Source organism: Luteimonas sp. Soil_N_1, assembly GCF_057656255.1.
Map to the genome: position 1 here is coordinate 574501 of NZ_JBDGKS010000001.1, position 15450 is coordinate 589950.

The following is a 15450-nucleotide window of genomic DNA, read 5'->3' on the forward strand; positions in this document are numbered from 1 at the left end:
GACACACACCGCGTCAGGGACGGCCGGTATCCGATCACGAATTCAAGGGGTTTTTTCATGGCACGGGGATTGAACACACGCGGCATGCGCCGTTATTCGCGGCATCCACTGGTGCCGGCGCTGGCGATCGCGCTGGGTCTGGGGGGCGGCATGCTGGTCACCACCACTGCATGGGCGCAGGGGGCGCCGCAGGCGTACAGCATCGAAAGCCAGCCGCTGGGCGCGGCATTGAACCAGCTTGCACTGGCCGCCGACCGCCAGATCATGGTGTCGCCCGACCTGGTCCGCGGCCTGACCGCGCCGGCCCTGTCCGGCCAGCATGCACTGGACGACGCACTTGCCCTCCTGCTTGCCGGGACCGGACTGCAGCACCGCCAGAACGCGGACGGCGTGATCCTGGTCTATCGCGCGGACGCCCCTGCGAACGGACCTGCAGCGACGGCTGCCCCGCAGGCTGCGGTACAGGCGGACGGCGCGACCAATCTCGATGTGGTGCGGGTGTCGGGCTCGCGCATCGATCGCCCCGACTTCGTGTCACCGACGCCGATCCTGCCGATCAGCGCCGAAGAACTGAACCTGGACATGCGCACCAACGTGGGCGCCGCCCTCAACGACCTGCCGCAGTTCCGCGCGACCAGTTCGCCGCAGACCACCGGTTCGAACACGGGCGCCGGCAACGCGCCGGTCGACCTGCGCGGCCTGGGCATCAGCCGCACGTTGGTGCTGCTCGACGGCCGCCGCGTGTCGGGCGACAACGATCTCAACACCATTCCGTCGGTGCTGGTGAAGTACGTCGATGTGGTCACCGGCGGCGCTTCGGCGGCCTGGGGTTCGGGCGCGGTCGGTGGCGTGGTCAACATCACGCTCGACCACGATTTCGAGGGCCTGAAGCTCGGCGCGCAGGCGGGACGTTCCACGTTTTCCGACGGCGACGAGCGTCGTTTCGAAGGCGCGTGGGGCAACCGGTTCGCCAATGACCGCGGCCACCTGCTGGTCGGTGGCGAGTTCCTCGACAACGACGGCATCGTGCCGCGCACCGCACGGCCGCGCGCCGGACGCTGGTCGACGCTGACGATCAACGGCCAGCCCACACTGATGCCGGACGTGGGATTCGCCGACGCCGCGATCGGCGGCCTGATCGTCGGCGCCCGCGATGCCAACGGTGCCGTGGTGCCGGGGTTCGCCCTCAACGGCAAGGCCTTCAATCCGGATGGCTCGCTGCGTGACTTCGCATTCGGCACCCGTGTCGGTGCGCTGATGAGCGGCGGCGAAGGTCCGTCCAACGACAACTACAGCCCGCTGAGCGCGCCGCAGAAGCGCTACTCCACGATGGCGAGCCTGCGGTACGACCTCACCGACGAGGTACGCATGACCGCCGATGTCCGCCACTCGCGGATGTTCAACCACTACATCTGGTTCGGCGATCACAACCGCGGCAACCTCGCCATCGGCCGTGACAACGCCTTCCTCCCGGACGCGGTCCGCGCGGAGATGCTTGCTGCCGGGGCGACCACGCTGACGCTCGGCCGCTTCAACAGCGACATCAACTATCCGCAGATCGATTTCGAGCGCAGGACCACCCAGGCCACGCTGGCATTCGATGGCTACGCCGGCGACAACTGGCGCTGGAGTGCTTACTACTCGCATGGCGAGGCCGAGCAGAACTTCGACACGCCCGGCTTCGTGCTGCGCGACGAATGGGCGAACGCGATCGACTCGGTGATCGATCCGGCGACCGGCAATCCGGTGTGCCGGGTGACGCTGGCCAATCCGGCGGTGGCCTGCGTGCCGATCAACGTGTTCGGCGAAGGTGCGCCCTCGCAGGCGGCCGCCGATTACGTGACCGGCACGCCCAGCCAGCGTTCGACGACCAGGCTCGACACCTTCGGCGCCAGCCTGCGCGGCGAGCCGTTCCAGATGCCGGCCGGTGCCGCATCGGTCGCGGTGGGTGTCGAGGCGCGTCGCGAATCCATCGACCAGCGCGTCGGCGAGCTCGACGCGGCGAAGGCGTTCCGCTCCTTCAGCTTCAATCCGATGCAGGGCAGCTTCACGGTCAAGGAACTGTTCGGCGAAGTGCTGCTGCCGATCGCCAAGGACCGTCCGGTGTTCAACGATCTCGGCATCAACGCTGCTGTGCGCGTGTCGGACTACTCCACCACCGGTGCGATCTGGTCGTGGAAGCTCGGCGCGACCAACGAGTTCTTTCCCGGCTTCCGCGGTCGCGTCGCACGTTCGCGCGACATCCGCTCGGCCAACCTGAGCGAACTGTTCACCACCAGCACCACCGGCTGGAGCTACGTGCTCGATCCGGTGACCCGGGACACCGTCTATGCGCTCAGCAACGGCGGCGGCAATCCGGATCTCGTGCCGGAGACCGCGGACACGCTGACCGCCGGCATCACCTGGTCGCCGCAGTCGGTCGAAGGACTCGATCTGTCGGTCGACTACTTCGACATCCGCATCCAGGACGTCATCACCACCGTGGGCCTGCAGGACATCCTCAACCGGTGCGCGGCAGGCAACGCGGCGATGTGCGCGCGTGTGGAGCGCGATGCGGGCGGCAACATCAGCCGCATCGTGTCTACCTTCACCAATCTGTCGGAGTACAAGACCGACGGCGTCGATCTGGAAGTGGCGTACAAGCGGCCGGTCACCCTGTTCGGCACCGGCGGCACGCTGTCGGCCCGCACGCTGGCGAGCTGGATCAACAGCCTGACCACCGACGACGGCATCAACAGCATCGAGTACGTCGAGTCGCAGGGCTACGCGTTCGGACTGGGCGTGCCGAAGTGGCGTGCGGTGAGCAGTCTGGCCTTCAGCAGCGACCGCTTCTCGGCCAACGTGCGTGCGCGCTACATCTCCGCCGGCCAGTACGACCGTAACCAGGCGATCGTCAACGGCGCGATCGGCAGCTACGTCTACTACGACCTGGGTGCGAGTGCGCGCTTCGGCGATGGTGGCCAGTTCGAGCTGTACGGCGCGATCAACAACGTCACCAACAAGCAGGCGCCGATCGCATCGACGTTCTCGCCGTACTACGACGTCATGGGGCGTTACTACACCGCAGGCCTGCGGCTGAAGTTCTGACCCTGCATCGATCATCCGGAGACAAGACATGAAGATCACGACCCGTGCGCTCTTCGGCCTTGCCCTGTCGGTGGCAGCGATGGCCGCGCAAGCGGCCGTCGCAGTCCCGGCAGCGGTGGTGGCCGACGGCGTACCCGAGATTTCCGACGACATCGCCGCGCAGAGCCGGCCCTACCTGGAGTTCCGCAGCGCCGGCTTCCTGGGCTGGAACCCGGTCGACCGCTCGATGCTGGTCAAGACCCGCTTCGGCAGTACCGACCAGTTGTTCCAGGTGGCGCGGCCCGATGGCGCGCGTCGCCAGATCAGCTTCGAGAACGAGCCCACGCCCTTCGCGACGTATGCACCGGCCGGCAGTCCGGCGCTGGTGGTGCAGAAGGATGTCGGCGGCGACGAGTTCTACCAGCTCTACCGGCTCGACGCGGGCCGCCTGAGCCTGCTCACCGACGGTAAAAGCCGCAACTGGTTCGGTGCGTGGAGCCGTGACGGGCGCTGGCTGGGCTATTCGTCGACCCGCCGCAACGGCACCGACGCCGATCTGTACGTGATCGACCCGCGCGATCCGTCGACCGATCGTCTGGTGGCCAAGGTCAGTGGCGGCGGCTGGAACATCAGCGACTTCTCGCCCGACGGCCGCACGGCGCTGGCGATCAACCGCCGCTCGATCAACCATGCCGTGGTCGCCGAGATCACGCTTGCCGACGGCCGTCTGCGGCACCTGACCGACCCCGACGAGGCGGTGTCCTGGGCCGACGCGCATTACGCCAGTGATGGCGGCATCTGGGTGCTGTCGAACCGGGATGCGGATTTCGTGCGCCTGGGTCAGCTCGATCCCCGGACGGGTGCATTCACCGCACGCAGTCCGGAGACGCGCTGGGACGTCACCGACTACGCGATCGCACCGGACGGACGCTTCGTCGCCTACGCGATCAACGAAGCAGGCGTGTCGCGGCTGCGCGTGCTCGACCCGGCGGACGGTACGGTGCGCACTGTCGAGGGCCTGCCTGCCGGTGTACTGCACTGGAGCTTCGGCCAGCCGCTGCAGATCGCGCCCTGGGGCGAGATCGGCCTGAGCATGTCGGCGGCCGATGTGCCGGGTGATGCGTTCTCGGTGGATCCGGACACGCTGGCGGTGCGCCGCTGGACGGCGAGCGAAGCCGGCGGACTGGACCTGTCGCGCAACCGGGCGCCCGAACTGGTCGAGATCGACAGCTTCGATGGCGAGTCGATGTCGGGCTTCCTCTACCGGCCCGACCCGGACCGGTTCCCCGGCAAGCGGCCGCTGATCGTCGACATCCACGGCGGCCCCGAGGGGCAGAGCCGCCCCGGGTTTCTCGGCACTGACAACTACCTCGTCAACGAACTCGGCATCGCGATCTTCCTGCCGAACGTGCGGGGCTCGTCGGGGTATGGCACGCGGTTCCTCAATCTGGACAACGGCCCGTGGAAGCGCGAGGACTCGGTGCGCGACATCGGCGCCTTCCTCGATGCCCTGACGCAGGATCCGACGCTGGATGCGGACCGCTTCGCGGTCTACGGATTCTCCTACGGCGGCTACATGTGCTACGCCTCGGCGGTCCACTACAGCGACCGGTTGCGTGCGGCGAGCTGCGCGGTGGCGATCTCCGATTTCGTGACGTTCCTGGAGAACACGCAGCCCTACCGCCAGGACCTGCGTCGGGTGGAGTACGGCGACGAGCGTGAGCCCGACCAGCGCGCCAAGCTTGCGGAGATCTCGCCGCTGCGCAACGTCGACCGGATCCGCGTGCCGCTGCTCGTCGCCACAGGCGGCAACGATCCGCGTGTGCCCGCATCGGAGGCCGAGCAGATCGTCGAAGCGGTCCGCGCCAACGGGGGCCGCGCCTGGCATGTCCTCGCGACCAACGAAGGCCACGGTTTCCACAAGCGCGAGAACCGCGACTACATCTTCTGGGCCGGCGTGACATTCTGGCAGGACACGCTGCTGGATACGTCCAGGTAACTACCGGGGTCGGGGTGGGCCTCACCGTGCCGGCACGGTGGGGCCATCTCTGGTCCGGACGCAGGCGCCAAGGCTGGGGCAGGGCGGACGTGTCTTTAGACGCATCCGTGCCCTGGCCATTCCGCGTTCTGCGCAGGCCCGTCGCTGCACGGGCCCGGCACGTGGACCGGACGGTCGACGGCTTCGCTAACGCCCCAGCAGCCGCAGCGCCGGGAACGCCCGTTGCACGCAATCCGTGCGCTCGCAGACCTTGCAGCCCGGGCCGATCGGCGTGGCGTCGGCGAGGTCGTGCAGATCCAGACCGCGCGAGTACACCAGCCGCCCGGCGTGCCGCAGGTCGCAGCCCAGGCTCACCGCGAACGTCTTGCGCTGGCGCCCGTAGCCCCGCGGGCCGCTTTCGACCTGGCGCGCCAGCCAGAAGTGGCTGCGGCCGTCGGGCATGCGGGCGATCTGGGTGCGGACGCGGCCGGGCTGGTTGAAGGCGTCGTAGATGATCCACAGCGGGCACGAGCCGCCGACGTGGGAGAAGTGGAAGTCGGTCGCCGAGTGGCGTTTGGACACGTTGCCGGCGCGGTCGACGCGGACGAAGAAGAACGGCAGGCCGGGACGGCCGGGGCGGGCGAGCGTGCTCAGGCGGTGGCAGACGGCCTCGAAACCCACGCCGAAGCGGTGGGCGAGGCGGTCGATGTCGTAGCGGTCGGCCTCGGCGGCGTCGAGGAATGCGCCATACGGCATCACCAGCGCGCCGGCGTAGTAGTTGGACAGGCCGATGCGGGCCTGGGCGATGCGCTCGGGCTCGCTGAAGCCCGCCTGCGCCACCAGCGCATCGATCACCGCGCCGTGTTCGCGCAGCGCCAGTTCGGCGGCCATCTGGAACGCCTGCTGGCCGGGCTGCAGCCAGTCGGGCAGGCGCAGCGTGCGGGTGGCGGGATCGAATGCGCGCTTGTCGTCGAGACCGTCGCCGACCTGCACCGTGATGCCGTGCGCGTCGAACAGCCGCTGGCGCAGTCGCGGTGCGACCTGGCCGGCGACGAGACCGTGCTCGCGGAACGCGGCCTCGGCGATGTCGTCGAGTTCGGCGACATGGTTGCGGCGGCGGTTGAAGTAGTCGCGCACCGGGTCGCCGTCGGGACTGGCGAGTTCGACCTCGCCCAGCTGCGCGGCGAGCGCGTCGGCGCGTTCGCGGATCGCGCGCTGGCGCCGGTGCAGGTCCAGCAGCACCCGGGCGATGCCGGGCAGGTCGCCTGCCAGCAGTTCCAGCTCCTCGGGCGTCGCGGCGGCTTCGCCCAGATCGGCCAGAGCTTCGCGCAACTCGCCGACCAGCGCCGCCGGGCCGGTGCCGTCGAACAGGGCCGGCTGTGGCCCGAGCAGGGTTTCAAGCCGCGCCTGGACGGCCGGCGTCAGCGGGCGCTGGTCGCGCTCGATCTGGTTGAGATAGCTCGGCGACACCTGCAGGGCCTGAGCCAGCGCGGCCTGGGCGAGGCCGTGCTGCTGGCGCAGGCGCCGCAGGCGGGCGCCGACGAAACGCTTGGGACGGGCCATAGCGGGTTGAAATTCGCAAGCTTCGCAGGAATCGCTGCGATGTTCGCACGATATGCGGCGCGCCGCGCGGGTTCAGTCCGCTGGTTCTGCGAATAATGCGAATCCACTTCCGCTCCGAGGTCCAGGCATGTCGAACGCCCCCCATTCCGTCCCGCTGCTGATCGGCGGTGAGTTCGTCCAGTCCAAGACCACCGAGTGGCGCGATGTGGTCAATCCGGCCACGCAGGACGTGCTGGCCCGCGTCCCGTTCGCGACCGCCGCTGAAGTCGACGCGGCCGTGGCCGCGGCGCAGGAAGCCTTCAAGACCTGGCGCAAGACGCCGATCGGCACGCGCGCACGGATCTTCCTCAAGTACCAGCAGCTCATCCGCGAAAACATGTCCGAGCTGGCGGCGATCCTGACCAGCGAGCAGGGCAAGACCCTGCCCGACGCCGAGGGCGATGTGTTCCGCGGTCTGGAAGTGGTCGAGCACGCGGCCGCGATCGGCAACCTGCAGCTCGGCGAGCTGGCCAACAACGTCGCCAACGGCGTCGACACCTATTCGATCCTGCAGCCGCTCGGCGTGTGCGCCGGCATCACCCCGTTCAATTTCCCGGCGATGATCCCGCTGTGGATGTTCCCGATGGCCATCGCCACCGGCAACACCTTCGTGCTCAAGCCGTCCGAGCAGGATCCGCTGGTCACGATGCGCCTGGTCGAACTGGCGCTGGAAGCCGGTATTCCGAAGGGCGTGCTCAACGTCGTGCACGGCGGCCCGGACGTGGTGAACGCGATCTGCGACCACGCCGACATCAAGGCAGTCTCGTTCGTCGGCTCCACCAAGGTCGGCACCCACGTCTACAACCGCGCCTCGCTGGCCGGCAAGCGCGTGCAATGCATGATGGGCGCGAAGAACCACGCCGTCCTGCTGCCCGACGCCAACAAGGAGCAGACCCTCAACGCGATGGCCGGCGCCGCCTTCGGCGCGGCAGGCCAGCGCTGCATGGCGGCCAGCACCGCGGTGCTGGTGGGCGAGGCCCAGGCCTGGATTCCCGACCTCGTCGCCAAGGCCAAGACCCTCAAGGTCGGCGGCGGTACCGAGGCTGGCATCGATGTCGGTCCGGTGATCTCCTGCGCCGCGCGCGAGCGCATCGAAGCGCTGATCGCATCGGGCGTGGAAGAAGGCGCGACGCTGGAACTCGACGGCCGCGAGCCGCAGCTCGACGGTGACTACACGAAGGGCAACTTCGTCGGCCCGACGATCTTCTCCGGCGTGAAGCCGGGCATGCGCATCTACGACGAGGAAATCTTCGGACCGGTGCTGGTGATCCTGGCCGCCGAGACGCTCGACGAGGCCATCGCCCTGGTCAATGCCAATCCGAACGGCAACGGCGTCGCGGTGTTCACCCAGTCGGGTGCGGCGGCGCGCAAGTTCCAGGAAGAGATCGACGTCGGCCAGGTGGGCATCAACGTGCCGATCCCGGTGCCGGTGCCGCTGTTCTCGTTCACCGGCTCGCGCGCGTCCAAGCTCGGCGACCTGGGCCCGTACGGCAAGCAGGTGGTGATGTTCTACACGCAGACCAAGACGGTCACCGCGCGCTGGTTCGACGACGACACCCTGAGCCACGGCGTCAACACCACGATCAGCCTGAAGTGACCGGCATGGACGCGGTCATCAATCCGCTCGATCTGACCGAGGAGCAGGCCGCGTTCCGCGAAGCGGCGCGCGACTTCGCCGCCGCGCAGCTGGCCCCGCATGCCGCGCACTGGGATGCCGAAGGCATCTTTCCGCGCGAGGTCATCTCCAGCGCCGGCGAACTCGGCTTCTGCGGCATCTACACGCCCGAAGACGCCGGCGGCATCGGCCTGAGCCGATTGGATGCGGCGCTGATCTTCGAGGAGCTCTCGGCGGCCGATCCGTCCACCGCGGCCTACATCAGCATCCACAACATGGCGACGTGGATGCTGGCCAGCTGGGCCGGCGAGCGCGTGCGCGGCGAGTGGGCGTCGGCGATGGCGAGCGGCGAGAAGCTGGGCTCGTACTGCCTCACCGAACCGGGCGCGGGCTCCGATGCCGCGTCGCTGAAGACACGCGCGGTGCGTGATGGCGACGCGTACGTCATCGACGGCAGCAAGGCTTTCATTTCAGGCGCCGGTGCGACCGACATGCTGATCGTCATGGCGCGCACGGGCGGCGAAGGCGCGAAGGGCATCAGTGCGTTCGCGATCCCGGCCGACCTGCCGGGCATCGAGTACGGCAAGAAGGAAGAGAAGATGGGCTGGAACAGCCAGCCCACCCGCACGATCAGCTTCACCGCCGTGCGCGTGCCGGCCGACCATCTGCTGGGCGCGGAGGGCGAAGGCTTCCGGATCGCGATGAAGGGTCTCGATGGCGGCCGCATCAACATCGCCGCGTGTTCGCTGGGCGCAGCCCAGGGCGCACTGGATGCCGCGCGTGGCTACCTGCGCGAGCGCAAGCAGTTCGGCAAGGCGATCGGCGAGTTCCAGGCGTTGCAGTTCAAGCTGGCCGACATGGCCACGCAACTGGTGGCCGCGCGGCAGATGGTGCACACCGCCGCCCGCAAGCTCGACGCCGGCAGCAGCGATGCCACGGTGTGGTGCGCGATGGCCAAGCGCTTCGCCACCGATGCGGGCTTCGCGGTCTGCAACGATTCGCTGCAGCTGCATGGCGGCTACGGCTACATCCGCGAGTACCCGGTCGAACGTCTGTTGCGCGACAGCCGCGTGCACCAGATTCTGGAAGGCACCAACGAGATCATGCGCGTCATCATTGCGCGCCACCTGTTGAACACCGAAGAGGAATTGCGATGAGCACTGCCGTGATCGAGGGTTACCTGACGCGCGAATGGACCGGGTTGAAGGTCGAGGTCGAGGGCCATACGGCCATCGTCACCCTGTCGAACCCGCCGGCCAACACCTGGACGGTGGACAGCCTGTCGGCGATGCGCGACCTGGTGGCCGTGCTCAACGAAGACCGCGCGATCTACGCGCTGGTGATCACCGGCGAGGGCGAAAAGTTCTTCTCCGCCGGCGCCGACCTCAAGCAGTTCGCCTCCGGCGACAAGGCCATCGCGCGCGAGGCGTCCGACCGTTTCGGCGAGGCCTTCGAAGCGCTGTCGGCATTCCGCGGGGTCAGCATCGCCGCGATCAACGGTTACGCGATGGGCGGCGGACTGGAATGTGCGCTGGCCTGCGACCTGCGCATCGCCGAGGAACAGGCGCAGATGGCGCTGCCCGAAGCGACCGTCGGTCTGCTGCCCTGCGCCGGTGGCACCCAGAACCTCACCCGTCTGGCCGGCGACGGCTGGGCCAAGCGCATGATCCTGCTGGGCGAGCGCATCGATGCCGCGACCGCGCTGCGCATCGGCGTGGTGGAAGAAGTGGTCGGCAAGGGAGAGTCCAAGGCCAAGGCGCTCGAATGGGCCGCCAGGGCGGCCAAGCAGAGCCCGACCAGCGTCGCCGCCTGCAAGACCCTGATCCAGACCACGCGCAGCCAGCCGGCCACGGCCGGTCTGGTCGCCGAACGCGACCTGTTCGTCGAACTGTTCGATACCGCCGACCAGAAGGAAGGCGTCGCTGCGTTCCTCGAGAAGCGCAGCCCCGAGTGGAAGAACGCATGAGCGACGCCGCCGAACCGGTGGTGCTGTTCGAAGAGCGCCCGGCCGCTGACGGACGTCGCTTCGGCATTGCCACGCTCAACAGTGCGAAGACGCTCAACGGCCTGTCGCTGGAGATGGCGCGCCTGCTCGATGCGCAGCTGGTCGCGTGGGCGTCGGATGATGACATCGCCCTGGTCGTGCTGCAGGGCGCGGGCGAGAAGGCCTTCTGCGCCGGTGGCGATCTGCACGCGCTGCACAAGAGCATGGCCGCGCATCGCGAGGCGGGTACGGACAACGTGCTCGACAACGCGTATGCGGCCGAGTTCTTCGAGGTCGAGTACCGCCTCGACCATCGCATCCACACCTATGCCAAGCCGGTCCTGTGCTGGGGCCACGGCATCGTCATGGGCGGTGGTATCGGCCTGATGTCGGGCGCCAGCCACCGCGTGGTGACGGAGCGCTCGAAGCTGGCGTTCCCGGAGATCACCGTCGGGCTGTTCCCGGATGTCGGTGGCAGCTGGTTGCTGCACCGCGTGCCGGACCGTGCGGGTCTGTTCCTCGCACTGACCGGTGCGCTGCTGGGACCGGGCGACGCCATCCACGCGCGGCTGGCCGACGTGCACCTGCCCGAAGCCAGTCGCGCCGACGTGTTCGCCGCACTTGCCGCAGCGGACTGGTCCGGCGATGCGAAGGCCGACCACGACCGGCTCGATGCGCTGTTGCAGCGCTTCGCCATGCCCGCGCCGGCCGGCCCGCTGCAGCAGCACGCGCAGACCGTTGCCGCGGTGTGTGCGCACGCGCGACTGGAAGACATCGTCGAGGCGATCTCGACGCTGGATGCCGGTGACGACGCGTGGCTGGGCGCTGCACAGAAGACGCTGGCCGCCGGATCGCCGGGCTCGGCGCGTCTGGGCTTCGAACTGCAGGCGCGCGCGGCGGACCTGTCGCTGGCCGACACGTTCCGGCTCGAATACATCACCGCACTGCATTGCGCCGCGCACGGCGATTTCGCCGAGGGCATCCGCGCACTGCTGATCGACAAGGACCGCAGTCCGAAGTGGGAACCCGCCACGCTGGCGGCCACCACGCCGGCCTGGGCGCAGGCGTTCTTCGCCGAGCCGCAGTGGCCGGGCGGTACGCATCCTCTGGCCGATCTGACCTGACCGGTCCCGCACCGACCGTCATGACCGCGACCGCGCGGTCATGACGGAGATCCTGTGACATCCACCCACACGCGCACGCCAGTCGCGACACGGAGCCTCCACATGACACGCATCGCCTTCATCGGTCTCGGCAACATGGGTGGCCCGATGGCCGCCAACCTCGCGAAGGCCGGTCATGCCGTGCGCGCCTTCGATCTCAGCGCCGACGCACTGGCAGCCGCGACCGCCGCCGGCGTGACCGCGTCCGGCAATGCCGCCGACGCGATCACCGGTGCCGAGGTGGTGATCTCGATGCTGCCGGCCAGCCGCCACGTCGAAGGTCTCTACCTCGGCGAAGACGGTCTGCTGGCGGGCATTCCCGCCGGCGCGCTGGTCATCGACTGCAGCACGATCGCGCCGGCATCGGCACAGAAGGTCGCAGCGGCGGCGCAGGCGCGCGGCCTGCAGATGATCGACGCACCGGTGTCCGGCGGGACCGCCGGTGCACAGGCCGGCACGCTGACCTTCATCGTCGGCGGCAGCACCGACGCGCTGGAACGCGCGCGTCCGGTCCTCGAAGCGATGGGCAAGAACATCTTCCACATGGGCGAGGCGGGCGCCGGCCAGGTCGCCAAACTGTGCAACAACATGGCGCTGGGCGTGATCATGGCCGCGACCGGCGAAGCGATCGCGCTCGGCGTGGCCCACGGTCTGGATCCCAAGACGCTGTCGCAGATGATGGCCGTCAGCACCAGCCGCAGCTGGGCCACCGAAGTCTGCAATCCGTGGCCGGGCGTGCTGGAGAACGCACCGGCCGGCCGCGGCTACAGCGGCGGCTTCGGCAACGACCTGATGCTCAAGGATCTGGGTCTGGCCGCCGAAGCGGCAATGGGCACGGGCGCGGCGGTGCCGCTGGGCGAACTCGCACGCAACCTCTATGCGATGAACAGCCAGGCCGGCAACGGCGCGCTGGATTTCTCCAGCGTGGTGAAGCTGCTGCAGCGGGGCTGATCGCGGCACGCCGTGCCGGCGCCGCCTACCAGGGCAGCGTCGGCACCAGTGCCCAGACGGCCAGCGCCGCAACGCTGGCGCCGACCAATGCGGCCGACGGAGCGCGTGCTGCCCGTTGCGGGCGGGCAATGGCGAACGCCACGCGCGCTGCGAACAGCAGCAGGACCAGGCCGCCCAGTATCCCGGCCTCGTACAGGTTCGCCAGTGACTTGCCGGCAGGGAACAGGATCGAGATCGCACCCCACACCGCATAGGGCAGCACTGCAAGCAGCCAGTCTGCGCCCTGCAGGCGGATCTGCTTGCGGGCGACGCACCAGATCAGCAGGCCACCCAGCAGCACCGGCCCGCCGTAGAGCGGATAGATCAGGCACAGGACCTGCAGCGCCTCCATGCTCAGAACGCCGGAATCACCGCGTCGCGGTACTTGGTCTGGATGAAGCTGCGGACCTCGTCACCGGTCAGTGCGGCGATCAGCTTCTGCACGCGCGGATCGTCGCGCTTGTCGGGACGGCCTACCAGGAAGTTCACGTACGGGGAATCCTTGCCTTCGATCGCCAGCGCGTCCTTGCCCGGATCGAGGCCGGCATCGAGCGCGTAGTTCGTGTTGATCAGCGCGAGGTCCACCTGGTCGAGTACGCGCGGGAGCATCGCGGCGTCGAGCTCGCGGAACTTGAGGTTCTTCGGGTTCGCGGTGATGTCGCGCAGCGTGGCCAGCGCGTCGTCCGGATCCCGCAGTGTGATCACGCCGCTGTGGTGCAGCAGGATCAGCGCACGGCTGTTGTTGCTCGGGTCGTTCGGAATCACCACGTCGGCACCTTCCGGCACCGCGTCCAGCGACGTATAGCGACGCGAGTACGCACCGAAGGGTTCGATGTGCACGCCGACGAGCGTCGTCAGATCGGTGCCACGGTCGCGGTTGTACGCGTCGAGGTAGGGCTCGGTCTGGAAATAGTTGACGTCGATCTGGCCCTGCACGACCTGGTCGTTGGGCTGCACGTAGTCGTTGAAGATGCGCACCTGCAGATCGATGCCCTGCTCGGCGAGCAGTGGCTTCACCACTTCGAGAATTTCGGCGTGCGGCACCGCGGTCGCGGCGATCGTCAGACGTTCGCCATTCGCGCCGGATCCGTCGCCACCGCAACCGGCGAGGGCGGACAGCAGCAGGGCGGCAGTGGCGAGTCGGGGCAGCAGGGCCATGTCGGATCCGGTGAGGCGAGGGGTCGACCAGTATCGGGGCGTGGGCGCGCGGATCGACCCCGGTCGTGGAAATCAGTGTGTGGTGGCGGGCGACGCTGACGGTGCGCGATCCCGCCCGACTCCTGCGCTAGCGCCGGCTGAAACGCGCCACCAGCCGGTCGCCGACCATCTGCAGCACCTGCACCATCACCAGCAACGCGACGACGGTGACCACCGCGACATCCGTGCGCGAGCGCAGATAGCCATCGCGGTACGCCAGATCACCGAGCCCGCCGGACCCGATCGCGCCACCCATCGCGGTGAAGCCGATCAGCGCGATCGTCGTCACCGTGGCGCCGGCGATCAGGCCGGGCAGCGCTTCGGGCAGCAGCACGCGCGTGACCAGCTGGCGCGTGGTCGCGCCCATCGCAAGGCTTGCTTCGACGACGCCGCGATCGATCTCACGCAATGCGGTCTCGACCAGGCGGGCGTAGAACGGCGCGGCGCCGACCACCAGCGGCAGGATCGCGCCGCGCACGCCCAGCGATGTGCCCATGGCTTTGAGCGTGATCGGGATCAGCACGATCATCAGGATGATGAAGGGCACCGAGCGCAGCAGGTTCACCACCAGCGACAGACCGCCATACAGCACCGGGCGCGCGTGCAGCTGGCGCGGACCGGTGAGGTAGAGCAGCACGCCGAGCGGCAGGCCGATCAGCAGCGTCAGCGGCAGCGAGCCGGCGAGCATCAGCACCGTTTCGACCGTGGCCTGGCCGATCTCGACCCACTTGCCGGCGTCGACGTTGGGCAGCAGTGGCGTGCTCGTCATCGGCGTGCTCATCGCGGCAGCTCCTGCACGTGCACACCGGCCTCGCCGAAACGGCGCGCGGCCTCGTCGAAGCGGTCGCCGGTCACCGCCAGCGTCAGCTGCCCATAGGGCAGGCGTTTGATGCGATCGATGCGGCCCGAGAGGATCGTGTAGTCGATGCCGGTCTCGCGCGCGACGCGGCCGAGCAGCGGCTGCCAGGTCGCATCGCCGGTGAAGGTCAGGCGCAGCAGGCGGCCTTCGACATGCGCGATGTCTTCGTGCTGCGCGGCCTCGTCGACATCTTCGGATTCGGCGACGAAGCGCCGCGTCGTCGGATGCTGCGGATGCAGGAACACGTCGGTCACCGGACCGCTTTCGACCAGATGCCCGGCGTCGAGCACCGCGACGCGGTCGCAGACCCGGCGCACGACATCCATCTCATGCGTGATCAGCACGATGGTGAGGCCGAGTTCGCGGTTTATGCCGTCGAGCAGCTGCAGCACCGAGGCGGTGGTCTGCGGATCGAGCGCGCTGGTGGCCTCGTCGCAGAGCAGGATCTTCGGCTCGGTCGTGAGTGCACGCGCCACGCCGACGCGCTGCTTCTGGCCACCCGAGAGCTGCGCCGGGTACTTGTCGCGATGCGCTTCGAGTCCGACGCGCACCAGCAGTTCCTGCGCGCGCGTGCGCGCCTGCGCTTTCGACACGCCGGCCAGGCGCAGCGGAAACGCGATGTTGTCGATGACGGTCTTGGCCGACAGCAGATTGAAGTGCTGGAAGATCATGCCCACGCGCCGGCGCAGGGTGCGCAGGCCATCGCCGTCGAGCGTGTCGAGGCGCTGGCCGTCAACGGTCAGGCGGCCGCCGCTCGGCGTTTCCAGCCCGTTGATCAGCCGCAGCAGCGTGGATTTGCCCGCGCCGGAATGGCCGACGATGCCGAACACCTCGCCGGCCTCGATCGTGAGATCGAGCGGATGCAGTGCGACGGCCTCGCGCCCGGCGGCGGAAAACGACTTGTGGATGCCTTCGAAACGGATCACGGCGACAGGGCTGGCAGGCGGCCGGGCAGCCTAGCAGGGCGGCGTGGCTGCAGCGTTTCGACGGTGTGGT

General features: G+C 68.6%; 12 protein-coding genes. 7 read left to right on the plus strand and 5 right to left on the minus strand.

Features of this window, described 5'->3' with window-relative positions; translation table 11 throughout:
• Nucleotides 1-84 precede the first annotated feature (84 nt).
• Nucleotides 85-3087, plus strand: coding sequence for a TonB-dependent receptor domain-containing protein (locus AC3A4E_RS02670; protein WP_487630028.1), 3003 nt, complete (start codon nt 85-87; stop codon nt 3085-3087).
• A gap of 28 nt (nt 3088-3115) precedes the next feature.
• Nucleotides 3116-5065, plus strand: a complete 1950-nt coding sequence (locus AC3A4E_RS02675; RefSeq protein ID WP_487630029.1) for a S9 family peptidase — start codon at nt 3116-3118, stop codon at nt 5063-5065.
• Between the two features lie 186 nt (nt 5066-5251).
• On the opposite strand, the gene AC3A4E_RS02680 is transcribed toward AC3A4E_RS02675, so the two are convergent.
• Nucleotides 5252-6607 carry a short-chain fatty acyl-CoA regulator family protein gene (locus tag AC3A4E_RS02680; protein WP_487630030.1) on the minus strand — a complete coding sequence of 452 codons (1356 nt, stop codon included), beginning with the start codon at nt 6605-6607 and terminating at the stop codon, nt 5252-5254.
• 127 nt (nt 6608-6734) lie between these two features.
• Between AC3A4E_RS02680 and AC3A4E_RS02685 the strand changes: the two genes are divergently transcribed.
• The 5 genes from AC3A4E_RS02685 to mmsB all read left to right on the plus strand — a co-directional run bounded on the left by AC3A4E_RS02685 (nt 6735) and on the right by mmsB (nt 12359).
• A complete protein-coding gene (locus AC3A4E_RS02685; RefSeq protein ID WP_487630031.1) occupies nt 6735-8243 on the plus strand; it encodes a CoA-acylating methylmalonate-semialdehyde dehydrogenase in 1509 nt (502 codons plus the stop codon).
• Between the two features lie 5 nt (nt 8244-8248).
• On the plus strand, nt 8249-9418 hold the full coding sequence (locus AC3A4E_RS02690) for an acyl-CoA dehydrogenase family protein (RefSeq protein ID WP_487630032.1): 1170 nt from the start codon (nt 8249-8251) through the stop codon (nt 9416-9418).
• Nucleotides 9415-10227, plus strand: a complete 813-nt coding sequence (locus AC3A4E_RS02695; protein ID WP_487630033.1) for an enoyl-CoA hydratase — start codon at nt 9415-9417, stop codon at nt 10225-10227. Before AC3A4E_RS02690 ends, AC3A4E_RS02695 begins: the two co-directional genes overlap by 4 nt.
• Nucleotides 10224-11369 (plus strand): enoyl-CoA hydratase/isomerase family protein, encoded by a 1146-nt coding sequence (locus AC3A4E_RS02700; RefSeq protein ID WP_487630034.1) that lies wholly within the window; start codon nt 10224-10226, stop codon nt 11367-11369. Before AC3A4E_RS02695 ends, AC3A4E_RS02700 begins: the two co-directional genes overlap by 4 nt.
• Nucleotides 11370-11471: 102 nt before the next feature.
• Nucleotides 11472-12359, plus strand: coding sequence for a 3-hydroxyisobutyrate dehydrogenase (mmsB, locus tag AC3A4E_RS02705; RefSeq protein ID WP_487630035.1), 888 nt, complete (start codon nt 11472-11474; stop codon nt 12357-12359).
• A 25-nt stretch (nt 12360-12384) separates the two neighbouring features.
• On the opposite strand, the gene AC3A4E_RS02710 is transcribed toward mmsB, so the two are convergent.
• From AC3A4E_RS02710 to AC3A4E_RS02725, 4 genes are all read right to left on the minus strand, one after another.
• The gene (locus tag AC3A4E_RS02710) at nt 12385-12750 is read right to left on the minus strand and encodes a hypothetical protein (protein WP_487630036.1); all 366 of its coding nucleotides are present in this window, start codon (nt 12748-12750) and stop codon (nt 12385-12387) included.
• 2 nt (nt 12751-12752) lie between these two features.
• Nucleotides 12753-13556, minus strand: coding sequence for a MetQ/NlpA family ABC transporter substrate-binding protein (locus AC3A4E_RS02715; protein WP_487630037.1), 804 nt, complete (start codon nt 13554-13556; stop codon nt 12753-12755).
• 127 nt (nt 13557-13683) lie between these two features.
• Entirely contained in the window at nt 13684-14376 is a 693-nt protein-coding gene (locus tag AC3A4E_RS02720) for a methionine ABC transporter permease (RefSeq protein ID WP_487630038.1), read from the minus strand.
• Nucleotides 14373-15380: a methionine ABC transporter ATP-binding protein gene (locus AC3A4E_RS02725; protein WP_487630039.1), complete on the minus strand. Its 1008-nt coding sequence runs from the start codon at nt 15378-15380 to the stop codon at nt 14373-14375. Before AC3A4E_RS02725 ends, AC3A4E_RS02720 begins: the two co-directional genes overlap by 4 nt.
• Nucleotides 15381-15450 lie beyond the last annotated feature (70 nt).